Origin of the sequence: Rhodococcus sp. NPDC058532 (assembly GCF_042719255.1) — a bacterium.
Lineage (GTDB): Bacteria > Actinomycetota > Actinomycetes > Mycobacteriales > Mycobacteriaceae > Rhodococcus_G.
This window is the reverse complement of the sequence record NZ_JBHXNU010000013.1, coordinates 1-14,287: the sequence shown is the minus strand read 5'-3', so window position 1 is coordinate 14,287 and position 14,287 is coordinate 1. Positions and strand designations below refer to the sequence as shown.

Genomic DNA, 14,287 nt, shown 5'->3' with positions numbered 1-14,287 from the left:
GGGTGAGTCCTCGGACTCACCCACCGCCACAGTCGGCGCTGCAGTGCTGTTTCGATCAGGCCTCGATGATGAAGGCCTCGAGGTCGGCACGAGCCTTGTCGTCGGCCATCTGGATCGGCGGCGACTTCATCAGGTAGGCGGAGGCGGGGTAGACCGGTCCGCCGATGCCGCGGTCCTTGGCGATCTTTGCGGCGCGGACGGCGTCGATGATGATGCCCGCCGAGTTCGGCGAATCCCACACCTCGAGCTTGTACTCAAGGTTCAGCGGGGCGTCACCGAACGCGCGACCCTCGAGGCGGACGTACGCCCACTTGCGGTCGTCGAGCCACTCCACGTAGTCCGACGGGCCGATGTGCACGTTACGGTCGTGCACCTTGCCGGACAGCGGGCCGTTCAGGTTGGAGGTGACGGCCTGCGTCTTCGACACCTTCTTCGACTCGAGGCGCTCACGCTCGAGCATGTTCTTGAAGTCCATGTTGCCGCCGACGTTGAGCTGGTAGGTGCGGTCCAGCACGACACCGCGATCCTCGAACAGCTTCGCCATCACGCGGTGGGTGATGGTGGCGCCGACCTGCGACTTGATGTCGTCGCCGACGATCGGGACGCCGGCGTCCTTGAACTTCGCGGCCCACTCCGGGTCGGAGGCGATGAAGACGGGCAGCGCGTTGACGAACGCGACACCGGCGTCGATCGCGCACTGCGCGTAGAACTTGTCGGCCTCCTCGGAGCCCACCGGCAGGTAGGAGACGAGGACGTCGACCTTCGCGGCCTTGAGCGCGGCGACCACGTCGACCGGCTCGGCGTCGGAGACCTCGATGGTCTGCGAGTAGTACTTGCCGATGCCGTCGAGGGTCGGGCCGCGCTGGACGGGGACGTCGAGCGGCGGGACGTCGGCGATCTTGATGGTGTTGTTCTCGCTGGCGAGGATCGCCTCGGACAGGTCGAACCCGACCTTCTTGGCGTCGACGTCGAACGCGGCAACGAACTGCACGTCCCGCACGTGGTACTGCCCGAACTTCACGTGCATCAGGCCGGGGACGGTCGAGCTCTCGTCCGCATCCTTGTAGTACTGGACGCCCTGGACCAGGGACGAGGCACAGTTCCCCACGCCCACAATGGCCACGCGCACCGCGGTGCTGTTCTCACCCATGGTCGGGTTCTCCTTCTTTCTTGGGTAACGCTGTTGGTGTTTGCTCGGCCGCGATCAACTCGTTGAGCCACCGCACCTCTCGCTCGCTCGTCTCGAGTCCGAGCTGATGAAGCTGGCGGGTGTAGCGGTCGAGTGATCCGCTGGCTCGCCCGATCGCGTCGCGGAGCCCCTCGCGGCGCTCCTCGACCTGACGACGGCGCCCCTCGAGGATCCGCATCCTCGCCTCCGCAGGGGTGCGGCTGAAGAATGCGAGGTGCACCCCGAAGCCGTCGTCGGTGTAGTTCTGCGGGCCGGTGTCGGCCACCAGTTCGGTGAACCGCTGCCTGCCCGTGTCGGTCAGCTGGTAGACGCGGCGGGCGCGGCGCTTGACCGCCCCGTCCGGACCGGCGTCCTCGGCGATCAACCCGTCGGCCTGCATGCGGCGCAGCGTCGGGTAGAGCGATCCGTAGGAGAAGGCGCGAAAGGCGCCGAGCAGGCCGGTCAGCCGCTTGCGCAGCTCGTAGCCATGCATGGGTGACTCGAGGAGCAGCCCGAGAATTGCCAGCTCGAGCATTCGTGTCCACCTCCCCGGTCGTCCGAACCTAATCGCGTGATGCGACAACCAACTATATCGCAGCGATATAAACGATCGCGGGAACCGGCGCTGGTGTCTGCGACACGCCGTAGCGGATACCCGCCGATCCGGGTGGCCGGGGGGACGTCAATCGGGCGGGTACACCCGGAGGATCTCGCCGTCGAACCCGACGGTCATGAAGGTCGAGTACTCGACCGCATCGGTCACATAGATGGCGACCACGGGTTCGGCGAGCCGGTCGTTCGTGCCGAACTGGAACCGCACCTGGCTGACCTCGCCGTCCGGCAGGCGCAGCGTCTCCGGTGCACCGGCCACCAGCCGCGCGATCGCGGCGACGTCGACACCGCCGAGGTCGAGCGTCCGGGTGTCGCGTGGTCGGTCGGAATCGACTCCCCACGTATCGAATTCGCCGTCGTAGCTGTGGCCCACATACCTGCCCGGATCGGTGTCCGACCGCCGGTCGACCGCGCCGCGCTCCGGGAAGAGCAGCACCTCGTCGGCGAGCGTGTCCCCGAAGTGCGCCCGATAGTCCTCGATGAACCGCTGGATCCCGGCGCCGGTGGTGAGGTTCGGGACGTCGGGTGCGGACGACACCAGCCCGCTGGCGCAGGATCCGGCAAGCGCACCCACCCCGGCCGCTGCCGCGACCAGGCCCGCCGCGCCCGCCCACCGCCGCGGGCCACCGGGCCGCGGTACCCGCGGCCGACGGTCCGGCCGGACCACCGCCGACCCGGCGTAGCGCACCGGAATCTGCAGGTCGCCGACCAGCATCGCGAGTTGGTCGAACGTGACGGACCGCATCGCCCGGTCGGTGCGGGTGGCGTGTTCGGTGTCGGTCAGCTGACCCTCGGCGTGCGCGGCGTCGAGCAGCCCGCACGCCTCCACGCGGTCCACGTCCCGCGCCCGGATCCCGGTCGAGGTCATTGGTGCTCCTACTGTCCGAAGGGGTAGGCGCGATGCACCTCGCCCGCGAGCGTCGCGGTGAGGTGCCCGCTCTCGTCGAACTCGTTGCCGACATAGACGCTGATGAGCGGTCCGGCATCGGCGTCGGGCTCGACGGAGAGGTGGCTGATCGTGCCGCCGGGCACATTCAGCAGGGTCGGCGCCTCGGCCAGGATCCGGTCGAGTCCGGCCCGGTCGACGTCGGCCAGGTCCACGGTCGGCGTGTCCACCCCGCGGGTCGAGGGATCGCGGTCCGGCTCGAAGCCGTACCGATAGCTGTAGCTGAGCACCCGGTTCGGTTCCCGGGGCAGTGCCAGGGTGACGCTCCCGTGCTGCTCGAACAGGGTGAGCTCGTCGACCACGGTGTCCCCGAACGCGGCGCGGTAGTCGTCGACGAACTGGGCGAAACCCGCCGCGGTCCTGAGGTCCGGCGTCGCGATCACTCGGGGCGGCAGCGCAGCAAGGTCGACCGCGGTGACACCCGGTGCGGCGGGCAGGGCGGGTGCGTCGCCGCGGCCGGCGAACCAGAACGCGGCGATCCCGGCGACGACCGCGGCGGCCGTGGCCGCCGCGGCCGCCGTGCGGAAGCGGCGGGGCCGGGAGGCGGGATCGGGTGTCGCGCCCGCGGGCGGCAGCGAGGTGGTCGGGCGCGGCGGGGCGGCGTCCTGCAGATCCTCAACCAGGGAGTCGAGGTCGCCCAGGGTCCTGCCGTCGGTGAGCAGTTCGGCCCGCATCCGATGCTCGGCGGCGTCGAGTTGGCCGTCGGCGTAGCCAGCGTCGAGGAGCGCGAGCACGGCCGCCCGGTCGGCGTCGGTCGCGCGCGTCGACGGCGGATAGGGACGGGCCACGGCGGAATCCTAGTTCGACCGAACAGCCAGGGCGTTCCCGCCGTCGAGGCCGGCGACCAGGTAGCCGACGGCCTGGTTGCCGGTCCCGACGTAGACGGTGACGGTCGGCCGCCCCGAGTCGGCGACGAGGACGTGCCCGACGCGTCCCGCTGGCGCCCCGACCAGCGCGGGAGCCGCGGCGATCAGCCGCGCAACCCCGGCGGCGTCGATCCGCGTCAGGTCCACCACCGCGGCCCGCGGCGGCGACGGTTCGGTGCCCACCGGCCGGACGTCGCCGGCCACGTCGTGGACATCGACGCGTCCGGGGCTGCCCGCCCGGCGGGTCACCCGGGCCGCGTCGGGATACAGCGCCAGCGAGGTGGCCAGGGTGTCGCCGAATCGGGCGCGGTAGCGGGCGACCACGGCGGCGATGCCCGCCTCGGTGAACGGGTCGATCGGGGTCGCGCGATCCGGTGGGACCGTGACCGGCCGGACGGACGCGGTGTCGGCACCCGCGGCGGCCGGGGTGGATGGCGCGTCACCGGACCCGCGGACCGCGACGGTCAGCGTGGCGACCCCGGCGACCAGGGCGGCACCCGCCACCGCCGCGACGGCACCGAGGCGGCGGCCTCGGCCGATCGGATGCCGGGACGCGACCGCCGCGGGCAGCTGCAGGTCCGTGGTGAGGGACCGGAGGTCGCCGAGGGTGTCCGCGGCCGCGGCCATCGCGAGGCGGTCGTGGAATTCGCCTGCCCCGAGCTGCCCGTCGTCGTAGGCGGTGCGGAGCAACCCGCGGGTGCTGGTGCGGTCGGTGTCCCTGGCCCGGGTCGAATCGCGCAGCGGGGACACCCCGGAATCATAGGGGGGGTGCGGTCGCGGTCGATGTGTGTGGACGGTCACGCCGAGGACCGCGCCCACCTGCGTTTCCGCGGTGGGGGCCGGGATGATCGGCCGGATGACCCGCGACCGGAGGGGGTCGCCCACGTACTCTGGTCACCGTGCGATTGCAGCGGCAGGTGGTGGACTACGCCCTCCAGCGGCGATCCCTGCTGGCCGAGGTGTTCTCCGGCCGGACCGGGGTCACCGAGGTGTGCGACGCGAACCCCTACCTGCTGCGCGCGGCGAAGTTCCACGGCCAACCGTCGGAGGTGACCTGCCCCATCTGCCGGAAGGAGCAGCTCACCCTCGTGTCGTGGGTGTTCGGCGACAAGCTCGGCCCGATGTCCGGGTCGGCACGGACCGCCGACGAACTGGTCCGGCTCGAGGCGACGCAGGAGGAGTTCTCCGTCCACGTCGTCGAGGTCTGCCGCACGTGCAATTGGAACCACCTGGTGCAGTCGTACGTTCTCGGCTCGATCCCCGCACCGAAGCGGACCCGACCGACCCGGACCCCGAGCCGACGCACCGCGAGTGAGTGAGCCGCACCGACGACCGTGACCGCAGCCTGACCGGCTGAGCCCGAGTGACACAGCCGTGTCCATGCCAGTACTGGAGAGTCCCCACGTGAGTTCCCCCTACAACGATCCGCAGGGCGGTCGACCCACCGGCCCGCCGCGCCCCACCGGCCCGCAGCCCGGTGGCCGCCCGCCGGGGTACTCGCAGCCGAACCAGCCGCCGCCGGGGTACGGGCGTCCGCCGTCGGGCCCGCCGCCGCGATACCCGGGCGGGCAGCAGCCGCCGCAGGGGCAGCCACGCCAGGGGCCGCCGTACCCGCCGCAGGGGCAGCCGGGCCGGCCCTACCCGCCGCAGGGGGCGCCGCGCCAGCAGCCGCCGCAGGGCGCGCCGCGCGGTCCGCAGGGTGCTCCCCCGGTGCCGCAGCAGCGCCCCGGCACGCCGCAGCCCCGCCCCGGCCAGAACGACGCCGGTCCCACCGCCGCCGCGAAGGCGGGTGCCCAACCCCGTCCGTCCACCCCGTCGCGTCCCACCCAGGCGGGCAGCGGCGGCGGCCGTCCACCCGCCGGACCGCCCCCGACCGGTCGCTCCGGCGGTTCGGGCGGCACCGGCGGCCAACCGCCCCAACCACCGAAGAAGATGAAGTCGAAACGCTGGAAGATCGTCCGCCGTACCCTCTACAGCCTCGTCGCGATCGGCATGGTCGTGCCGTTGCTGGCGTTCATGGTCGCCTACATGGCCGAGGACGTCCCGCGCCCCGGTGACATGAAGACCAATCAGGTCGCGACGATCTACGCCAGCGACGGCAGCACCGTGCTGAGCACCATCGTCCCGCCCGAGGGCAACCGCACCGACGTCGCGATCGACGAGATCCCGGTGCACGTGCGCAACGCGGTGCTCGCGGCGGAGGACCGGGACTTCTACTCCAACCCCGGCTTCTCGATCAGCGGGTTCGCGCGCGCGGCCCGCGACCAGCTGCTCAACAAGCCCAGCGCAGGCGGTGGCTCGACGATCACCCAGCAGTACGTGAAGAACGCGATGGTCGGCTCCGAGCACTCCTACACCCGCAAGTTCAAGGAGCTGGTGATCTCCGCGAAGATGGCGCGGCAGTGGTCGAAGGACGACATCCTCGCCGCCTACCTGAACACCATCCCGTTCGGTCGGGGCGTGTTCGGCATCGCGGCCGCGTCGGAGGCGTACTTCGACAAGCCGGTCGAGCAGCTGACGGTCGAGGAGGGCGCGGTCATGGCCGCGACCATCCAGCAGCCGTACGGCCTCGACCCGTCCACCAACCCGACCGGCGCCGAGTCGCGCTGGAACTACGTGCTCGACGGCATGGTCGGGGCGAACACCCTCGACGCAGGCCAGCGCGCCGGGATGGCGTACCCGTACGTGGTCCCGCTGTCCGAGGTCGACTCCGGTGCCGTCGGCACCGGCCCGGCCGGACTGATCCGCAACCAGGTCGTCAAGGAACTCGAGGCCAACGGCATCAACGAGCAGGTGCTCAACACCGAGGGCCTGCAGATCACCACCACCATCGACGACCAGGCGCAGCAGGCCGCGGTGGCCGCGGTCACCGACAACATGGAGGGTGAGGACCCGAACATCCGGACCGCGGTCGTCTCCGTCGACCCGAAGACCGGCGGCGTCAAGGCCTACTACGGCGGCACCGAGGGGTCGGGCTACGACTTCGCGCAGGCGGGCCTGCAGACCGGGTCGTCGTTCAAGGTGTTCGGTCTCGCCGCCGCCCTCGACGAGGGCATCCCGCTGTCGAAGATGTACGACAGCAGCCCGCTCACCCTCGGCGGCGTCACGATCAACAACGCCGAGGGCGCGTCCTGCGGCGTGTGCACGATCGCCGAGGCGACCAAGCGCTCGCTGAACACCAGCTTCTACCGGCAGATGATGTCGATCGAGAACGGTCCCGAGAAGATCGCCGCGATCGCCCACAAGGCGGGCATCCCGGAGCAGATCCCCGGCCTCGCCGGCACCACGCTGCAGGAGTCGAACGGCAAGTCCGAGTACGGCATCGTGCTCGGCCAGTACCAGTCCCGGGTGATCGACATGGCGTCGTCGTACGCGACGCTCGCCGCGTCCGGGGTGTACCGGGCGCCGCACTTCATCCAGAAGGTCATCACCGCCGACGGCACCGTCCTCCTCGACCGGGGCGCCAGCGTCGCCGGGGAGTCGCGCCTCGACGCGGCCGTCGCGGACAACATCACCTCCGCGCTCGAGCCGATCGCCGCGTACTCGCGCAACCACGGCCTCGCCGGTGGCCGCCCGTCGGCCGCGAAGACCGGAACCGCGCAGCTCGGCGACACCGGGGAGAACAAGGACGCCTGGATGGTCGGCTACACCCCGTCGCTGTCGACCGCGGTGTGGGTCGGCACGGAACAGGGCCTGCCGCTGCAGAATTCGTGGGGCGGCCTGATGTACGGCTCGGGGCTCCCGTCGGACATCTGGAAGGACACCATGGACGGTGCGCTGGAGGGTACCGACGTGGAGCAGTTCCCGGAGCCGGAGCCGATCGCCGGCCAGGCCGGTGTGCCCGCGTACACCGCGCCGTACACCCCGCCGAAGACCACCGCCGCTCCCCCGTCGTCGACGGCGTCCCCGCAGTTGACCATTCCGCCGATGGAGGTCACGCAGACCCCGGTCGAGATCCTGCCCGGCGTGACGATCCCGATCCCCGGGCTCAGGCCAGCCCCGACGACCCAGGCACCGCCGACGACGGAGGGCCCGCTTCCCGGGCAGCCGACCACCGGTGAAGAGGACGACAGCGGGATGACGGGGCAGGACTACGGGCAGGCCGTGCCGCAGGGGCGGGGCTGGTAGTCGGTAACGTCGCACCGGTGGCCGAGGACACTGGGGACAGCACAGCCGAATCCGGCAACCGGGCGACGGTCGGCTCACCGGCCGCCCTCGCGGACGACCGCCGGTCCGCCGACCGGGACCTGCCCAGCCGCACCGACCGGCTGACCGCGGAGGCGTCATCGGTGCTCGGCGGCCCGGTGGGACGGCGGGCGCTGGTCGGTCGGCAACGGTTCTGGACCCCGCTGCGGGTGATCCTGCTGCTGGCGGTGATCTTCCTCGCGCTCGGCTGGTCCACGAAGGCCGCCTGCCTCCAGCAGGCACCGAACGGCCCGGACGGCGCGCTCGGCCTGGACTGGAGCGGCAGCCGCCAGTACACGGCGCTGTGCTACTCGGACACGGTGCCGCTGTACGGGGCCGAACGCCTCGACGAGGGCGCGTTCCCGTACAAGAAGTCGTGGGAGGAACCGGCCGCCGACGGATCGGTGCAGACCCGGTACATGGAGTACCCGGTGCTCGCCGGGCTGTACCAGTACGCGTCGATGACGGTCGCGAAGGCGTGGCACGCCGCGCCGTGGCTGCCCGGGGCCCTGCAGGTGGTGCTCTATTTCAACGTCGTCGCGTTCGGGCTGGCGGTGGCGTGGCTGGTGACGGTGTGGTCGACGGTGCTGCTCGCGGGCAGGCGGGTGTGGGACGCCGCGCTGGTCGCGGTGTCACCGCTGGTCGTGGTGCACGCGTTCACCAACTTCGACCCGCTCGCCACCGCCTTCGCCGGCACCGGCCTGCTCGCCTGGGCCCGCAGGAAGCCGGTCCTGGCTGGGGTGCTGCTCGGGTTGGGCGGGGCAACCAAGCTGTACCCGCTGATGCTGCTCGGCCCGCTGCTGGTGCTGTGCCTGCGGGCGGGCCGGGTCCGGGATTGGTGGCGGGCGACGGTCGCGGCCGCCGCCGCGTGGCTGGTGGTGAATCTGCCGATCGCCCTTGCCTTCCCGGCCGGCTGGCGGGAGTTCTTCCGGCTCAACTCCGAACGCGGTGCCGACCCCGATTCGCTGTACAACGTGGTGTCCTCGTTCACCGGCTGGGCGGGCTTCGACGGGGTCCTCGCCCGCGGGGAGAGCCCGACGATCCTCAACGCGGTGTCGCTGCTGCTGTTCGTTGCGGTGTGCGTCGGGGTGGGGTGGATTGCGCTGACCGCGCAGCGCAGGCCGCGGGTCGCGCAGTTGTGCTTCCTGGTCGTTGCCGGGTTCCTGCTGACCAACAAGGTGTGGAGTCCGCAGTACTCGCTGTGGCTGGTGCCGCTGGCCGTGCTTGCGCTTCCGCATCGCCGAATCCTGTTGGCGTGGATGGCGATCGACGCACTGGTGTGGGTTCCGCGGATGTACTACTACCTCGGTGTCGGGAACAAGGGGCTGCCGGAGCAGTGGTTCACGGCGACCGTCGTGGTGCGTGACATCGCGGTGATCGCCCTGTGCGTCATGGTGATTCGGCAGATCTACCGGCCGGCCGAGGACCTGGTGCGCGGGGCGGGGGTGGACGACCCGGTCGGCGGGGTGCTGGACGGGGCCCCCGACGCCCCGCCGGGATGGTTGCCGCGGTGGCTGCGGCCGCGGCCCGGGGCACGGGCGTGGTCGGCGGCGGGGCCGCGGGCCGTCCCGCAGTGACCTCAGCCGGGCCGCGGCGCCCGATCCGCGGCGCCGTCGCTGCGCCCGTCGGCGCCGGCGGTGCGTGGCCTGGACCGCAGGAACAGCACGAAGAACGCCACGAGCAGCGCGGCCCGACCCCACACGCCTGCCAGCACGATCGCCTCCTCGGTGCTGGCGTCCGCCCCGGACCCGAGGGCCGCGAAGTAGCGGAACACCCCGACCCCCAGGCAGAGGTCCGCGAGGAGGTAGGCGCCGACCAGGGTCCACGGCACCCGCAGCAGCACGAAGAACGGGATCAGCCACAGCGTGTACTGCGGGGAATGCACCTTGTGCAGCAACAGGAATCCGCACAGCATCGCGGCGCTGACCGCGAGCCAGGGATAGCTGCCGTCCCTGCGGTAGCGGCGCCAACCGATCCACACCGCGAGCGCGAACGCGGCGACGATCAGCAGCGGGGACGCCGCGGCGACGACGCGCGCATAGTCGCTGCCCGGACCCTCGTCCGGGCCGAACCAGTGCCGAACCCCCCAGTACCACACCGAATTGGTGGTGATGTCCGCCTGACGATCCGACTGGAACGCGAACGAGGCGACCCAGCCGCGCCAGCCGAGCGCCGCGAACGGCAGGTTGATCGCGACGACCGTTGCGGTCGCCGCCCCCGCGACCGCCAGCGCGCCGACCGGGTCGTACCGGCCGCGCGCCGTGGCGGGCAGCTCCCGCCCACCCGCGCCGCCGGTGAACACGTACGCCATCAGCGGAAGCACGAACGCGCCCGGATAGATCTTCAGGCAGAAACCGATCCCCAGCAGCACCGCCGCCAGCACGGCCCGGGTCCGCAGCGACATCCGGTCGCCGGCGGCGACCACGAAGACCGCCGCCGTCGCCGCGGCGACCACCGGCAGTTCCCAGTTGTGGAAGGCGTACAGCACCAGCGGCGGTCCCACCGACCACAGCAGCGCGGGCCAGCCAGCGAGCCTGCCGAGCATCCACGCCGTCGCCAACCCGAACGGCGTCAGGATCAGGGCCGAGTGCAGCAGGAACGCGGCGTCGGTGTGCGCGCCGACGGCGCTCAGCCACATCAGCAGCCCGCTGAGCACCGGGTACTCCACCGTCCCTCCGGTGAGGGCGCCGGTGTCGGTGATCCCGCCCGACAGGTACGGGAAGACGTGGTGGTCGATGTCGCGGCCGATCCACAGGAACTGGATGTCGGAGTAGCAGACCGACGAGTCCTTGATTCGGTCGAAGATCAGGCTGCGGCCGAGCGCGTCGAACGGTTCGCCAGCGCAGCGGGCCTTGTTCAGGTACGCCAGGGCCAGGGTCAGCCCGCACAGCAGGGTCACGGCGACGGTGGTCGTGGTGCTGGCCCGCGCCGGTGTCCGCATGCGCCCCACAGTAGGTGCCGCCACGCCCCCGGCCGGGGAGCCCCTCGCACCGACCGCGATTTCGCAGGTCAGGGGCGCCTCGTGTAGCCTGCATGGGTTGCTGACGCAACGACCCTCCTGTCACGGAACGTCCGTGACCGTTTCACAGTCCATAGGAGGTGATGAGGTCTTATGCGTCATTACGAACTGATGATCATCCTGGATCCCAGCCTGGACGAGCGCACTGTCGCCCCGTCGCTGGATACGTTCCTCAATGTCGTCCGCCAGGACGGCGGCTCCGTCGACAACGTCGACATCTGGGGCAAGCGTCGTCTCGCCTACGAGATCGCCAAGCACAGCGAAGGCATCTACGCGGTCATCGACCTGAAGGCGACCCCGGACACGGTCAACGAGCTGGATCGCCAGCTCGGCCTGAACGAGTCGGTGCTGCGCACCAAGGTTCTGCGCCACAACAAGTGATCCTGTCCGCGTCGGGCCAGTTGTCGTAGCGACGACCTAGGCTCGGGGCATCTGGATTCCACACACTGCAGGAGGAACCACATGGCAGGCGACACCGTGATCACCGTCGTCGGGAACCTGACGGCCGATCCCGAGCTCCGCTTCACTCCCGCGGGTGCCGCGGTCGCGAACTTCACGGTCGCGTCCACGCCCCGCACGTTCGACCGCCAGAGCAACGAGTGGAAGGACGGCGAAGCGCTGTTCCTCCGCTGCAACATCTGGCGTGAGGCAGCGGAGAACGTCGCGGAGTCGCTGACTCGCGGTTCGCGGGTGATCGTGCAGGGCCGGCTCAAGCAGCGGTCCTACGAGACCCGTGAGGGCGAGAAGCGCACTGTCGTGGAACTCGAGGTCGACGAGATCGGCCCCTCGCTCCGTTACGCCACCGCGAAGGTCAACAAGGCCAATCGCGGAGGCGGCGGCGGGGGAGGCGGGTTCGGTGCCTCGGGCGGCGCGGGCGGTGGACGCCCGGCAGCCGGTCCGACCGACGACCCGTGGGGCAGCGCCCCGCAGTCGGCAGGCTCCTTCGGCGGCGGTGGAAACGACGAACCGCCGTTCTGATCCCGTCCGGGATCGGACGCGACGAACATTGAGAAACACGGAGAAAGACAATGCCGAAGCCGCCGTTGCGCGACAAGGTGATGAAGAAGAAGGTCTGCACCTTCTGCAAGGAAAAGAACGTGCAGATCGACTACAAGGACACGACGCTGCTGCGTAAGTACGTCAGCGACCGCGGCAAGATCCGCGCGCGCCGTGTCACCGGCAACTGCGTCCAGCATCAGCGGGACGTCGCGGTTGCCGTGAAGAACTCGCGTGAGGTGGCCCTGCTTCCTTACGTCTCTACGGCTCGCTAAGGAAAGGGAGGGAAGACATGAAGCTGATCCTCACCGCTGACGTGGACAACCTCGGTGCGCCCGGCGACACCGTGGAGGTCAAGGACGGTTACGGCCGCAACTACCTGCTGCCCCGCGGCCTGGCGATCGTCGCCACCCGTGGCGCCGAGAAGCAGGTTGAGGGCATCCGTCGGGCGCAGGAGGCCCGCGCGGTGCGCGGCCTGGACCACGCCAAGGAGCTCAAGGCCGCGATCGAGGGCGTCGAGGGCATCTCGCTCTCGGTGAAGACCTCGGACGCGGGCAAGCTGTTCGGTTCGGTCACCGCCGCCGACGTCGCAGGCGCCATCAAGGCCGCCGGCGGCCCCGTGGTCGACAAGCGAATCGTCGAGCTGCCCAAGGCCCACATCAAGGCCGTCGGCAAGCACCTGGTGCTGGTTAACCTGCACCCGGACGTGACCGCGAAGTTCCACCTGAACGTCGTCGCCGGCTAGTCCGACACACGTTCGTCGGCAGGGCCCCGCAGACTCGGTCTGCGGGGCCCTGTTCCGTGCTGGCCCGCTGTGCGCCAGGTCACGTTGCATTCGGCAGTGAAATGCGCAACACGCCCGGCGGGTGCGCGGGACCGACACGCCGAACAAGTTTCCATCCACAGCTGTGTGAACAAAGAAAAGTGGTCTGACCTGCACAGTTCGTGGGTGTGACATTCGTTTCCCCCAGGTTGTCCACAGGTGGTGAACAACCCGGTGCTGGGGATTCCACAATTCATCCACAGGTGTGTGCACAAGTCGTGTTGCTCCCGGCGACCCGGGTGCCTAACGTCGTCGCGGGCGCGTCCGCGAGGCGGCCCCGGACGGTACTCCGGGGCGGAATTTCGAACCATGTCGGTGCGGGCGCGTATCCATGTCGTATGGTGCCCGGCCGCGTCGTCGCGGCGGGACCGTGGTTAGGCGGAAGGACGGTTATCGCGTGGCGGTTGTCGACGATCGTGGGCACTCGGACTACCCGGAACCGGACGAGCCGCCCCGGGAGGACTTCGGGCGTCAGCCCCCGCAGGACATGACCGCCGAGCAGTCGGTGCTCGGCGGCATGCTGCTGAGCAAGGACGCGATCGCCGACGTCCTCGAGGTGCTCCGCCCCGGCGACTTCTACCGCCCCTCCCACCAGAGCATCTACGACGCGATCCTGGACCTGTATTCGCGCGGCGAGCCCGCCGACCCGGTGACCGTCGCCGCGGAACTCGAACGCAAGGGGGAGTTGCGGCGCGTCGGCGGTCCGCCCTACCTGGTGACGCTGACGCAGACCGTCCCCACCGCCGCGAACGCCGGCTACTACGCGGAGATCGTCGCGGAGAAGTCGATCCTGCGCCGCCTCGTCGAGGCGGGCACCCGCATCGTGCAGTACGGCTACGCCGGCTCCGACGGGCAGGACGTCGCCGAGGTCGTCGACCGCGCGCAGGCCGAGGTGTACGACGTCACCGAGCGGCGCACCACCGAGGACTACGTGATCCTTGAGGAACTGCTGCAGCCGACGATGGACGAGATCGACTCCATCGCCAGCCGCGGCGGCATCTCCCTCGGCGTGCCCACCGGCTTCTCCGAGCTCGACGAGATCACCAACGGCCTGCACCCCGGGCAGATGATCATCGTCGCGGCACGTCCCGGTGTGGGTAAGTCGACCATTGGCATGGATTTCATGCGGTCGTGCTCCGTGAAGCACGGCATGGCCAGCGTTCTGTTCTCGCTGGAGATGAGCAAGACCGAGATCGTGATGCGTCTGCTGTCGGCGGAGGCGAAGATCAAGCTGTCGGACATGCGCTCGGGCAAGATGACCGACGACGACTGGACCCGGCTGGCGCGGCGGATGAGCGAGATCAGCGAGGCCCCGCTGTACATCGATGATTCGCCGAACCTGACGATGATGGAGATCCGCGCGAAGGCGCGGCGGCTCAAGCAGAAGCACGACATCAAGCTCGTCGTCCTCGACTACCTGCAGCTGATGACGTCCGGCAAGAAGGTCGAGTCCCGGCAGCAGGAGGTGTCCGAGTTCTCCCGGTCGCTGAAGCTGCTCGCGAAGGAACTCGAGGTGCCCGTCGTCGCGATCTGTCAGCTCAACCGTGGCCCCGAGCAGCGCACCGACAAGCGCCCGCAGGTCTCTGATCTGCGCGAATCTGGATCTTTGGAGCAGGACGCCGATATGGTGATGCTGCTGCACCGCCCCGACGCGTTCGAACGCGACGACCCG

The 14,287-nt window shown here is 70.3% G+C and carries 14 protein-coding genes; 8 read left to right on the top strand and 6 right to left on the bottom strand.

Annotation, left to right across the window (positions count from 1 at the left end; translation table 11 throughout):
• Positions 1-55 precede the first annotated feature (55 nt).
• The 5 genes from ACFWQG_RS15955 to ACFWQG_RS15935 form a co-directional block, all read right to left on the bottom strand.
• The gene (locus ACFWQG_RS15955) at positions 56-1,150 is read right to left on the bottom strand and encodes an inositol-3-phosphate synthase (protein WP_378508609.1); all 1,095 of its coding nucleotides are present in this window, start codon (positions 1,148-1,150) and stop codon (positions 56-58) included.
• Positions 1,143-1,703: a PadR family transcriptional regulator gene (locus tag ACFWQG_RS15950; RefSeq protein WP_378508608.1), complete on the bottom strand. Its 561-nt coding sequence runs from the start codon at positions 1,701-1,703 to the stop codon at positions 1,143-1,145. The genes ACFWQG_RS15955 and ACFWQG_RS15950 overlap by 8 nt, the downstream gene beginning before the upstream one ends.
• Positions 1,704-1,850: 147 nt before the next feature.
• Positions 1,851-2,648 (bottom strand): DUF1707 domain-containing protein, encoded by a 798-nt coding sequence (locus ACFWQG_RS15945; protein WP_378508607.1) that lies wholly within the window; start codon positions 2,646-2,648, stop codon positions 1,851-1,853.
• Between the two features lie 8 nt (positions 2,649-2,656).
• Positions 2,657-3,514, bottom strand: a complete 858-nt coding sequence (locus tag ACFWQG_RS15940) for a DUF1707 domain-containing protein (protein WP_378508606.1) — start codon at positions 3,512-3,514, stop codon at positions 2,657-2,659.
• Positions 3,515-3,523: 9 nt separating this feature from the next.
• Entirely contained in the window at positions 3,524-4,342 is an 819-nt protein-coding gene (locus ACFWQG_RS15935) for a DUF1707 domain-containing protein (RefSeq protein ID WP_378508605.1), read from the bottom strand.
• A gap of 149 nt (positions 4,343-4,491) precedes the next feature.
• Between ACFWQG_RS15935 and ACFWQG_RS15930 the strand changes: the two genes are divergently transcribed.
• The 3 genes from ACFWQG_RS15930 to ACFWQG_RS15920 all read left to right on the top strand — a co-directional run bounded on the left by ACFWQG_RS15930 (position 4,492) and on the right by ACFWQG_RS15920 (position 9,354).
• Complete coding sequence (locus ACFWQG_RS15930; RefSeq protein ID WP_378508604.1) at positions 4,492-4,911, top strand: DUF5318 domain-containing protein; 420 nt, start codon at positions 4,492-4,494, stop codon at positions 4,909-4,911.
• Between the two features lie 613 nt (positions 4,912-5,524).
• Entirely contained in the window at positions 5,525-7,720 is a 2,196-nt protein-coding gene (locus tag ACFWQG_RS15925; protein WP_378508720.1) for a transglycosylase domain-containing protein, read from the top strand.
• A gap of 17 nt (positions 7,721-7,737) precedes the next feature.
• On the top strand, positions 7,738-9,354 hold the full coding sequence (locus ACFWQG_RS15920) for a glycosyltransferase family 87 protein (protein ID WP_378508603.1): 1,617 nt from the start codon (positions 7,738-7,740) through the stop codon (positions 9,352-9,354).
• A gap of 2 nt (positions 9,355-9,356) precedes the next feature.
• Here the strand turns inward: ACFWQG_RS15920 and ACFWQG_RS15915 are convergent, their stop codons facing one another.
• Positions 9,357-10,718, bottom strand: coding sequence for a hypothetical protein (locus ACFWQG_RS15915; protein ID WP_378508602.1), 1,362 nt, complete (start codon positions 10,716-10,718; stop codon positions 9,357-9,359).
• 171 nt (positions 10,719-10,889) lie between these two features.
• On the opposite strand from ACFWQG_RS15915, the gene rpsF reads away from it, so the two are divergent.
• From rpsF to dnaB, 5 genes are all read left to right on the top strand, one after another.
• The gene (rpsF, locus tag ACFWQG_RS15910) at positions 10,890-11,177 is read left to right on the top strand and encodes a 30S ribosomal protein S6 (protein ID WP_378508601.1); all 288 of its coding nucleotides are present in this window, start codon (positions 10,890-10,892) and stop codon (positions 11,175-11,177) included.
• Positions 11,178-11,258: 81 nt separating this feature from the next.
• Positions 11,259-11,774: a single-stranded DNA-binding protein gene (locus tag ACFWQG_RS15905; protein WP_378508600.1), complete on the top strand. Its 516-nt coding sequence runs from the start codon at positions 11,259-11,261 to the stop codon at positions 11,772-11,774.
• A gap of 50 nt (positions 11,775-11,824) precedes the next feature.
• Positions 11,825-12,067 carry a 30S ribosomal protein S18 gene (rpsR, locus tag ACFWQG_RS15900; protein WP_007537290.1) on the top strand — a complete coding sequence of 81 codons (243 nt, stop codon included), beginning with the start codon at positions 11,825-11,827 and terminating at the stop codon, positions 12,065-12,067.
• 17 nt (positions 12,068-12,084) lie between these two features.
• A complete protein-coding gene (gene rplI / locus ACFWQG_RS15895) occupies positions 12,085-12,537 on the top strand; it encodes a 50S ribosomal protein L9 (protein ID WP_378508599.1) in 453 nt (150 codons plus the stop codon).
• 475 nt (positions 12,538-13,012) lie between these two features.
• On the top strand, positions 13,013-14,287 hold a 1,275-nt coding region (gene dnaB, locus ACFWQG_RS15890; protein WP_378508598.1), incomplete at its 3' end, for a replicative DNA helicase.

Bases quoted from the DNA above. Each gene is read 5' to 3' on its own strand.
- ACFWQG_RS15950 (WP_378508608.1), bottom strand. From the start codon at position 1,703: ATGCTCGAGCTGGCAATTCTCGGGCTGCTCCTCGAGTCACCCATGCAT.
- rpsF (WP_378508601.1), top strand. From the start codon at position 10,890: ATGCGTCATTACGAACTGATGATCATCCTGGATCCCAGCCTGGACGAG.
- ACFWQG_RS15905 (WP_378508600.1), top strand. From the start codon at position 11,259: ATGGCAGGCGACACCGTGATCACCGTCGTCGGGAACCTGACGGCCGAT.
- ACFWQG_RS15945 (WP_378508607.1), bottom strand. From the start codon at position 2,648: ATGACCTCGACCGGGATCCGGGCGCGGGACGTGGACCGCGTGGAGGCG.
- rplI (WP_378508599.1), top strand. From the start codon at position 12,085: ATGAAGCTGATCCTCACCGCTGACGTGGACAACCTCGGTGCGCCCGGC.
- ACFWQG_RS15915 (WP_378508602.1), bottom strand. From the start codon at position 10,718: ATGCGGACACCGGCGCGGGCCAGCACCACGACCACCGTCGCCGTGACC.
- rpsR (WP_007537290.1), top strand. From the start codon at position 11,825: ATGCCGAAGCCGCCGTTGCGCGACAAGGTGATGAAGAAGAAGGTCTGC.
- ACFWQG_RS15925 (WP_378508720.1), top strand. From the start codon at position 5,525: ATGAAGTCGAAACGCTGGAAGATCGTCCGCCGTACCCTCTACAGCCTC.
- ACFWQG_RS15955 (WP_378508609.1), bottom strand. From the start codon at position 1,150: ATGGGTGAGAACAGCACCGCGGTGCGCGTGGCCATTGTGGGCGTGGGG.